6 protein-coding genes and 2 pseudogenes are annotated in these 8,552 nt (G+C 69.0%); 6 read left to right on the forward strand and 2 right to left on the reverse strand.

What is annotated here, in order from left to right; genetic code table 11:
• Positions 1–7: 7 nt before the first annotated feature.
• The 4 genes and pseudogenes from ACWDO5_RS25640 (at position 8) to ACWDO5_RS25655 (ending at position 3,056) form a co-directional block, all read left to right on the forward strand.
• Positions 8–1,315, forward strand: a complete 1,308-nt coding sequence (locus ACWDO5_RS25640) for an NAD(P)/FAD-dependent oxidoreductase (protein ID WP_450532709.1) — start codon at positions 8–10, stop codon at positions 1,313–1,315.
• A 2-nt stretch (positions 1,316–1,317) separates the two neighbouring features.
• Positions 1,318–1,686, forward strand: coding sequence for a Rieske (2Fe-2S) protein (locus tag ACWDO5_RS25645; protein ID WP_450532710.1), 369 nt, complete (start codon positions 1,318–1,320; stop codon positions 1,684–1,686).
• Between the two features lie 37 nt (positions 1,687–1,723).
• Positions 1,724–1,816, forward strand: a pseudogene (locus ACWDO5_RS25650) (M55 family metallopeptidase); the annotation flags it as partial.
• Between the two features lie 307 nt (positions 1,817–2,123).
• On the forward strand, positions 2,124–3,056 hold the full coding sequence (locus ACWDO5_RS25655) for a LysR family transcriptional regulator (protein WP_450532711.1): 933 nt from the start codon (positions 2,124–2,126) through the stop codon (positions 3,054–3,056).
• Between the two features lie 17 nt (positions 3,057–3,073).
• Here the strand turns inward: ACWDO5_RS25655 and ACWDO5_RS25660 are convergent, their stop codons facing one another.
• A complete protein-coding gene (locus tag ACWDO5_RS25660) occupies positions 3,074–4,666 on the reverse strand; it encodes a FadD7 family fatty acid--CoA ligase (protein ID WP_450532712.1) in 1,593 nt (530 codons plus the stop codon).
• A gap of 278 nt (positions 4,667–4,944) precedes the next feature.
• Here ACWDO5_RS25660 and oxc point away from each other — a divergent pair, with 278 nt between their 5' ends.
• Together oxc and frc are read left to right on the forward strand one after the other, a co-directional pair.
• Entirely contained in the window at positions 4,945–6,696 is a 1,752-nt protein-coding gene (gene oxc / locus ACWDO5_RS25665; protein WP_450532713.1) for an oxalyl-CoA decarboxylase, read from the forward strand.
• 77 nt (positions 6,697–6,773) lie between these two features.
• Positions 6,774–8,030, forward strand: coding sequence for a formyl-CoA transferase (gene frc, locus ACWDO5_RS25670; RefSeq protein WP_450532714.1), 1,257 nt, complete (start codon positions 6,774–6,776; stop codon positions 8,028–8,030).
• A gap of 375 nt (positions 8,031–8,405) precedes the next feature.
• On the opposite strand, the pseudogene ACWDO5_RS25675 reads toward frc, so the two are convergent.
• Positions 8,406–8,552 (reverse strand): annotated as a pseudogene (locus ACWDO5_RS25675) (IS1380 family transposase); the annotation flags it as partial.

Consider the following 8,552-nt stretch of genomic DNA (forward strand, 5'->3'; position numbering starts at 1 on the left):
GCACCCCATGCAGAACACCCCCGACACTCCCGGCACCGTCGTCGCCATCGGCGCCAGCCAGGCGGCGGCCGTGGCCGCCCGCACCCTGCGCCGCCGCGGCTTCGAAGGCCGCATCGTTCTCGTTGGCGACGAACCCCACGCGCCTTACCAGCGGCCCCCGTTGAGCAAGGAGTACCTGGAGGGCACCCAGCAGCGTGAGGACCTCGGCATCCTCTCCGAACAGTGGTGCAGGGACAACGCCGTCGAACTCCGGCTCGGCACGGCCGCACGGCGCATCGACACCGCGGCCCGTGCCGTAGAACTGGCCGACGGCACCCGGATCACCGGGGACCGCTTCCTCCTCGCCACCGGAGCGCGAGCCCGCCGTCTCCCCGGCGTCGAGGGCGAGCGCGTCATTTACCTGCGCGGGCCCGAGGATGCCGACAAGTTGCGCGCCCACCTGCGGCCCGGCGGGCGGATCGTCATCATCGGCGCCGGCTTCATCGGGTCCGAAGTGGCCTCCACCACGCTCGCCGCCGGAGCTCAGCCCGTCGTCATCGAGCAGGCCGACGTACCGCTGGAGCGGATACTCGGACGTGAGATGGGCGCGGTCTGTGCGCGGATCCAGCGGGACAGCGGCGTGGAACTGCACACCGGCCAGACCGTGGAGTCGGTACGGGAGACCGCACAGGGCGTCGTCGTGACCACCGGCGGCGGCCTGCGCTTCGAGGGCGATGCCGTGGTGGTGGCCATCGGCGCCGTCCCCAACACCGAAGTCGCCCGCGCCTCCGGCCTCTCGGTGTCCAACGGCGTCCTCGTCGACGAGCACTGCCGAGCGAGCGTCCCGGGCATCTACGCGGCCGGAGACGTGGCCAACCACCGTCACCCTCTCTTCGGCTCCTGGATCAGGGTGGAGCATTTCGACAACGCCAGCAAACAGGGCGTCACCGCGGCCAAGAACATCCTCGGCCGGGCCACCGTCCACGATGACCCGCACTGGTTCTGGTCCGATCAGTTCGGGCTGAGCCTGCAGCACTGCGGCCACGCCGACCGCTGGGACCGGATCGTCATCCGCGGCTCGGTGGAGGAGCGCGACTTCACGGCCTTCTACCTGGCCGCCGACGGAGTGCTGCGGGCCGCCTTCAGCGTGGAGCGCGGGGAAGATGTCTTCGCGGCCAAGGACCTCATCGCCCGCGGCGCGCGCCCCGATCCGGAGCGGCTGCGCGACGAGGACACCGACGTGGCAGAGCTGAGCGAACTCGGCGAGCCCGCCTATCCGGCCGAGTCGGCCGTCCCGGCCGGGGCAACGGCCGCCGTTTCTGCAGGAGGGAACTGACGATGGACTACATCCGGGTCGCACGCTCCGGCCAGGTGCCGGAAGGGGTGGTACGGCGCTTCTTCGTGGGTGAACTGGAGCTGGCAGTCGCCCGCTTCGAGGGCGAGGTGTACATCAGCTCCAACTACTGCACGCACCTCGACTGTCTGCTCTCCTCCGGCAAGGTCACCGAGGACGGCCTGCTGTGCCCGTGCCACGGCAGCGTCTTCGACTTCACCAGCGGCGAGCCGCTGTCACCTCCCGCCGTAAGGCCCATCAGGGTTTATCCGGCCAAGGAGGAGGACGGTGAGATCCACGTGGGCCTGAAGCCGGGGGAGCCCGCGGAGCAGCCGCGCTGCCGCGGCGCGGCCGCCCGGGTCGCCAGGAACTGACCCCTGTCCGGAGGGTGCGGTTCGGGTCCCGACCGGAGCGCGCTACGGCGTTCCGGTGCTCCTCGTCACCGGCGACGACCTGACCTGCAAGGACGCAGGCGGGTACGCCCCCGAGGCCCGCAAGGTCGCGGGCCGAGGCCGACGCCACGCGATGAGCTGGTCGAACTGGCGCCGACGACGCCAAGCAGTTGCCCGTCGCTGTCATTACCTGCGGCGTTGTCGCACGTTCGAGGGCGGCCTCCGTGAGACCGCCCCTGACCACTCCACGGCCCGCTACACTCCAGCCGCCCAGCGAAACCCGCAGGTCAGACAGCGAAATCCTGCTGGAGTACTAGACCAGTCCTTGAATGGTTGATAAATAGGATCATGAGGTGTCGCCGGAGCGACCGAACTCTGCGGCCCTGTTCCGGCGCCGCGCCGAGGCAGGGAGGATGCTGATGCTGTTCCGTCAGCTGGAGTACTTCGTGGCAGTGGCCAGGGAGAAGCACTTCGCACGGGCGGCCGAAACCTGCTACGTGTCGCAGCCTGCGCTCTCTGCGGCGATCGCCAAGCTCGAGCGGGAGCTGAACGTCACGCTGATCAACCGGGGGCACAACTACGAGGGCCTCACCCCGGAGGGCGAACGGCTCGTCGTGTGGGCGAAGCGGATCCTCGCCGAGCAAGACGCGTTCAAGGCCGAGGTGGCCGCCGTTCAGTCGGGCATCACCGGAACGCTGCGGCTGGGGACAGAACCCACAGCATCGACGACCCTGGCGCTTCCTGTGGCCGCGTTCTGCGCGGCGCACCCGCTGGCCAAATTGCAGGTCCGCTCCCGGTTGTCGACGAAGGAGCTGCAGCGCCAGTTGCGCGAGTTCGAGTTGGACGCGGCGATCGCTCACTTCGCCCCCGACGACCGGGAGGGCTTGCAGGTGGTTCCGCTGTACGAGGAGAGGTACATATTGCTGGTGTCGGACGACCAGCTGATGTCCCAGACCCACACCATGACGTGGGCGGACGCGGCCCAGCTGCCGCTCGCGTTGCTGACACCTGACATGCGGATCCGCCAGCTCATTGACAGCGTGTTCGCGGAGAACGGGGTCGCGGTGACCCCGCAGGTGGAGACGGACTCGGTCGCTTCCCTCTATGCGCACGTGGGCGTCGGCGAGTGGGCGAGCATCGTGCCGCACACCTGGTTGCGCGCGATGCCGGTGATCGGCAGGACGAGAGCCGTCCGCTTGGTGGACCCGGACGCCAGGGCGCAGGTCTCGGTGGCGATCCACGCAGCGACCCCTGGTTCGGTCGCTGCTCGGGCGTTCATGAACGCGGTAACGGGCTTGTCGCTGGACGAGTTCTTCGACCAGCCGCTGCCGACCGAGCACCGCGTCAGGTGAGAGCCGGCTCCGCGGCGTCAGTGCGCGTACCGGGCGTCCACCGCCAGCCGGTCGAGCCCGCCCTTGGCGGTGTGAGGCAGAGCGGAGACGACTTCGAGCCGGTCGGGTACTTCGAAGGCGGCCAGTCGGCTGCGACAGTACTGCAGGATCTGCTCCGGCCCGATGCTCTCGCCCTCGTCTACGACCACGGCGGCGCCGACTCGTTGCCCGTAGGTCGCGTCGGGGATGGCGAACACTGCCACCTCCTCGACACCGGGACACCCGGCGAGGATGTCCTCGACGTGCTCGGGCGCGATCTTCTCGCCTCCGCGGTTGATGAGGTTCTTGATGCGCCCTGTGAGGAACAGGTACCCCTCCTCGTCCAGTGAGCCCAGGTCGCCGGTGCGGAGCCACCCATCGGCAAAGCTGCGCGCCGTCTCGACCGGGTCGGCGAGGTAGCCGCGGGCGACGGTGGGACCGTGCACCCACACCTCGCCCTCGGTGCCGGCCGGGCACGTGTGCCCGTTCTGGTCGACGACACGAACGTCCACCCCGGTTGGCCGGCCGACCGACCCGTGCTTCAGGGGCCCCTGATGCGGCAGCGGCTCGCTGGTCGACTGGTGCGTGGCCTCGGTCATCCCGTACGCGGACAGCAGCGGCGCACCGAGCGTGCGCTCCAGCGCCCGCTGGGTTGCCGTGTTGAGGGGGGCACTGCAGCTGCGCACGAACTTCAAGGGCGGGCCCTGCGGGCCTGGATAATCGATCGCTGACCGGTCCAGGAGGATCTCGTGGATGGTCGGGACCGCGGTGAACCACGTGGCGGCCGCGGCCCGCACGTCGTCCCAGAACGTGCGTGCCGAGAACCCTCCCCGCTCGGGCAGCAGCACGCATCCCCCGCTGGCCAGGGAGGCCAGGAGCGCCGCGAACAGCCCGTGCCCGTGGAAGAACGGCATCACTGCGACCGTCGCGTCGTCGGGTCCCAACTCATAGGTGGTGCAGATGCCCTGCACGGAGGCGACCACGTTGGCGTGTGTCAGCGGGACCATCTTGGCCCGGTCGGTGGTTCCCGCGGTGAACAGGACGAGGGCGTCATGGCCCGAGAGCTCGTGTGCCGCGCCCCAGACGTGTCCCACCGCCCGCGCGCCGGTTTCGAGCGTGACCGTCGCCGTCCCGGCACGGGGGATGTCTACGCGCAGGGGCCATGTCGGGACGTGGACCTGCGCTACCGGCGCGGCGTCGGCCGCGGGTGGACCGAGAAGGACCGCCTGTGCGCCCAGCGCCTCGAGCCGGGCGGACATCTGTGACTCGGGCAGTGTGGGGTCCATAGGAGCGACCACCAGCCCGGCCCGCGCCGCACCCAGGAGCGCGACGACGAACTCGGCGGTGTTGGCGCAGACGAGGCCGACCGCGTCTCCGCGGCGCAGCCCGGTGCTGCCGAGTCGGGCGGCCACGTCATCGATCAAGGCGGCGAGGCCGCGGTAGGACAGGTGCACCCGGTCCCCGGTGACGACGAGCGCTCGGGCGCGGGGACGATCGCGCACGTGCCGGTCGAGCAGATCGACGAGGCCCGTGATCTCCGGGGGCCGGTACCGGTTCGCGTCGCGTACGGATGCTGCGGCCGGAACGGCCATGACCACACCTCCTCGCACCAGGTCTGATGAAGAACGTCATCAGCGAGCCTGCGGGGGCGCGAAGTGCGCGTCCAATACGTACTGGCGAACAGCCGATAGCGAGCGTCTATCAACCGCGCCGAGGGCAGCGTGGCATGACTGTGGCATGACTCGACCAGCGATCGATAGATGCTGTTTATCGGCTGGTCGTCGATAGGTCTTGGACGCGAGGACGCGCACTGCGCAAGGTGTGAAGTGAAGCCGAACAAGCAGGACTTGCCCAAGGAGGACCTCGGACCATGACCGCCCCTTCAGCACTGGATACCGCGGCTACCGCCGACGCTCCGGCCGAGCTCACCGACGGGTACCATCTGGTCGTCGACGCACTCAAGCTGAACGACATCGACACCATCTACGGGGTGGTCGGCATCCCGATCACCGACCTGGCCCGCCTCGCACAGGCGCAGGGCATCCGCTATATCGGCTTCCGTCACGAGAGCAACGCCGGACACGCGGCGGCGGCGGCCGGGTACCTCACGAAAAAGCCGGGCGTGGCTCTGACCGTGTCCGCTCCGGGCTTCCTCAACGGGCTGGTCGCGCTGGCGAACGCCACCACGAACTGTTTCCCGATGGTGCAGATCTCCGGCTCCAGCGAGCGCCACCTCGTCGACCTCAAGCAGGGCGACTACGAGGAGATGGACCAGCTCGCCGCTGCCCAGCCGTTCGTCAAGGCGGCGTACCGGGTGAGCCGGGTGGAGGACATCGGCCGCGGTATCGCCCGCGCGCTGCGCACCGCGATTTCCGGGCGTCCCGGCGGTGTATACCTCGACATCCCGGCCGCGGTGCTCGGCTCCATCATGGACGCGGAGGCGGGCGCCAAGACGCTGAGCCGTCTCGTCGACCCGGCGCCGCGTCAGCTGCCCGCGCCCGAGGCGGTGGACCGCGCGATCGAGCTCCTGGAGGGTGCTCAGCGGCCGCTGGTGGTGCTCGGAAAGGGTGCCGCGTACGCGCAGGCGGACGAAAAGATCCGCGAGTTCATCGAGTCCACCGGCGTTCCGTATGTGCCGATGTCGATGGCAAAGGGCCTGCTGCCCGACGACCACCCGCAGTCGGCGGCCACCGCCCGTTCGCTGGCGCTGAAGAAGGCCGACGTCGTGATGCTCGTCGGCGCCCGCCTGAACTGGCTGCTCAACCACGGCGAGGCTCCGCAGTGGAACCCGGACGCGAAGTTCATCCAGGTGGACATCGAGCCCAAGGAGATGGACAGCAACCAGCCCATCGCCGCCCCGCTCGTCGGAGACATCGAGTCGGTGCTCGACGCGCTCGCCGAGCGGACCAAGCCCGGCCAGATCGCCGCCCCCGCGGCCTGGAAGGAAGAGCTGGCGTCGCGCTCGGCGCAGAACGTGGCCAAGATGGCGGAACGCCTCAAGGCCGACCCGCATCCGATGCAGTTCATGGGTGCCCTGAAGGCTGTACGTGACGTCATTCACGAGCGCCCCGAGACGTACCTCGTCAACGAGGGCGCCAATGCGCTGGACATCGCCCGCAATGTGATCGACATGCACGTGCCGCGCCACCGCCTCGACAGCGGTACGTGGGGCGTCATGGGAATCGGCATGGGCTACGCGATCGCCGCCGCCGTCGAGAGCGGTGCGCCGGTCGTGGCCGTCGAGGGCGACAGCGCCTTCGGGTTCAGCGGCATGGAGCTGGAGACGATCTGCCGCTACAAGCTGCCCGTCGTCACCGTCATCATGAACAACGGCGGTGTCTACCGCGGCGACGACGTCAACCCCCTCGACGACGCACCGTCGCCGACGACCCTGATGGTCGAGGCACGCCACGACCAGATGATCGAGGCGTTCGGCGGCAAGGGCTACCGCGCGACCACGCCCGCCGAGGTCACCGCCGCCCTCACCGAGGCGCTGGCCTCGGGCGGCCCGGCGCTCATCGACTGCGTGATCGACCCCTCGGCCGGCACCGAGAGCGGCCACATCGCGCACCTCAACCCGAAGGGCATCACCGTCGGCAACATCACGCCGGCAAAGAAGTGAGCGCCTCCACCCCCGAACTGCCCCACCCCCGCACACCCAACCCTCGCACTGAGCTCAATCACGAGAAGGAACCCACCATGAGTGAAAAGCCGCTCGCCGGAATCAAGGTGATCGACTTCACCGGGGTCCAGGCCGGTCCCGCCTGTACCCAGATGCTCGCCTGGTTCGGCGCCGACGTCATCAAGGTCGAGCGCCCCCAGGGCGGCGACGTGACCCGCAATCAGCTGCGGGACATCCCCGACCTCGACGCCCTGTACTTCACCATGCTGAACAGCAACAAGCGCTCGCTGGCCATCAACACCAAGACCCCCGGCGGCAAGGAGGTCATGGAGAAGCTGATCCGCGAGTCGGACATGCTGGTCGAGAACTTCGCGCCGGGCGCCATGGACCGTATGGGTCTCAGCTGGGAGTACATCCACGAGCTGAACCCGCGCCTGATCTTCGGTTCGGTCAAGGGCTTCAACGACGACTCGTCGTGGTCCGACCTCAAGGTCTACGAGAACGTCGCGCAGGCGGCCGGTGGCGCCGCGTCCACCACGGGTTTCTGGGACGGCCCGCCGACCATCAGCGGCTCGGCGCTCGGCGACAGCAACACCGGTATGCACCTGATGATCGGCCTGCTGACGGCGATCATCCAGCGCAACCAGACCGGCGTGGGCCAGAAGGTATCGGTGTCCATGCAGGACGCTGTGCTCAACCTGACCCGGGTCAAGCTCCGTGACCAGCAGCGCCTGGAGAAGATCGGCTACCTGGAGGAGTACCCGCAGTACCCGCACAGCGAGTTCGGCGACGCGGTGCCCCGCGGCGGCAACGCCGGCGGCGGCGGTCAGCCGGGCTGGATCCTGAAGTGCAAGGGCTGGGAGACCGACCCCAACGCCTACATCTACTTCACGATCCAGGAGCAGAACTGGAAGCGCACCGCCGAGGCCATCGGCCACCCCGAGTGGGTCGAGGACCCGGAGTACACCACCGCCCGGGCCCGCCAGCCGCGCATCATGGAGATCTTCGGCGAGATCGAGAAGTGGCTCGCCGACAAGACCAAGTACGAGGCGGTCGACATCCTGCGCGAGTGGGAGGTGCCCTGCGCGCCGGTGCTCAGCATGAAGGAGCTCGCCGAGGACCCCGACATGCGCAAGAGCGGCACGATCGTCGAGGTCGAGCAGAAGGAGCGTGGCACCTACCTGACCGTGGGCAGCCCGGTCAAGTTCTCCGGCTTCAAGCCCGACATCAAGGGTGCGCCGCTGCTCGGCGAGCACACCGACGAGGTTCTCGCGGACCTCGGCTATGACGCGGACGCCATCCGCAAGCTGCACGAAGACGACGTCGTCGTCTGACCTGAACCGCCCCGGGTGCCCCGCGTGCGATCCTCGCGCGCGGGGCACCCGCATATGACAAGCAGGGAACAACGCCACACGGCGCCTGCGGGATGCACCGGCAGTCGGCAGGAGTTCCCCTCCCTGGTCTATTCGGTGAGGGGGGGGGTTCCCCCGGGGTACTCCCGCTCGGACAGAGAGTTCATGTTCATGGTCGTGCAGCGCGCCCTTGGGCATGAGGTCCCGGGATACCCAAGGGCGAGACCCGCCGTGGGGTGTCGATGCGAAGCCTCGGTGAGAAGCGCGAGTGCGTCGGGTTCGACTTCGTCGTCAGCCCCGCAACAGGGTTCGTGCCGCGCGCGGTTGGCCAGGGGCCGCACTTCTACCTGACAGCCTGGCGTCGGTGATCCGCAACTGGGCTTGCGGGTGAGGGCGTTCCTTGCGGACGATCAGCCGCATGCCGTCCGGCCGGCCCTCGAGGACGTCGGCCACGCCCTGCGCGATGATCGGGCCGGTGTCGACGCCGTCGTCGACGAAGTGGAC

It is taken from the genome of Streptomyces sp. NPDC000880, assembly GCF_053599675.1.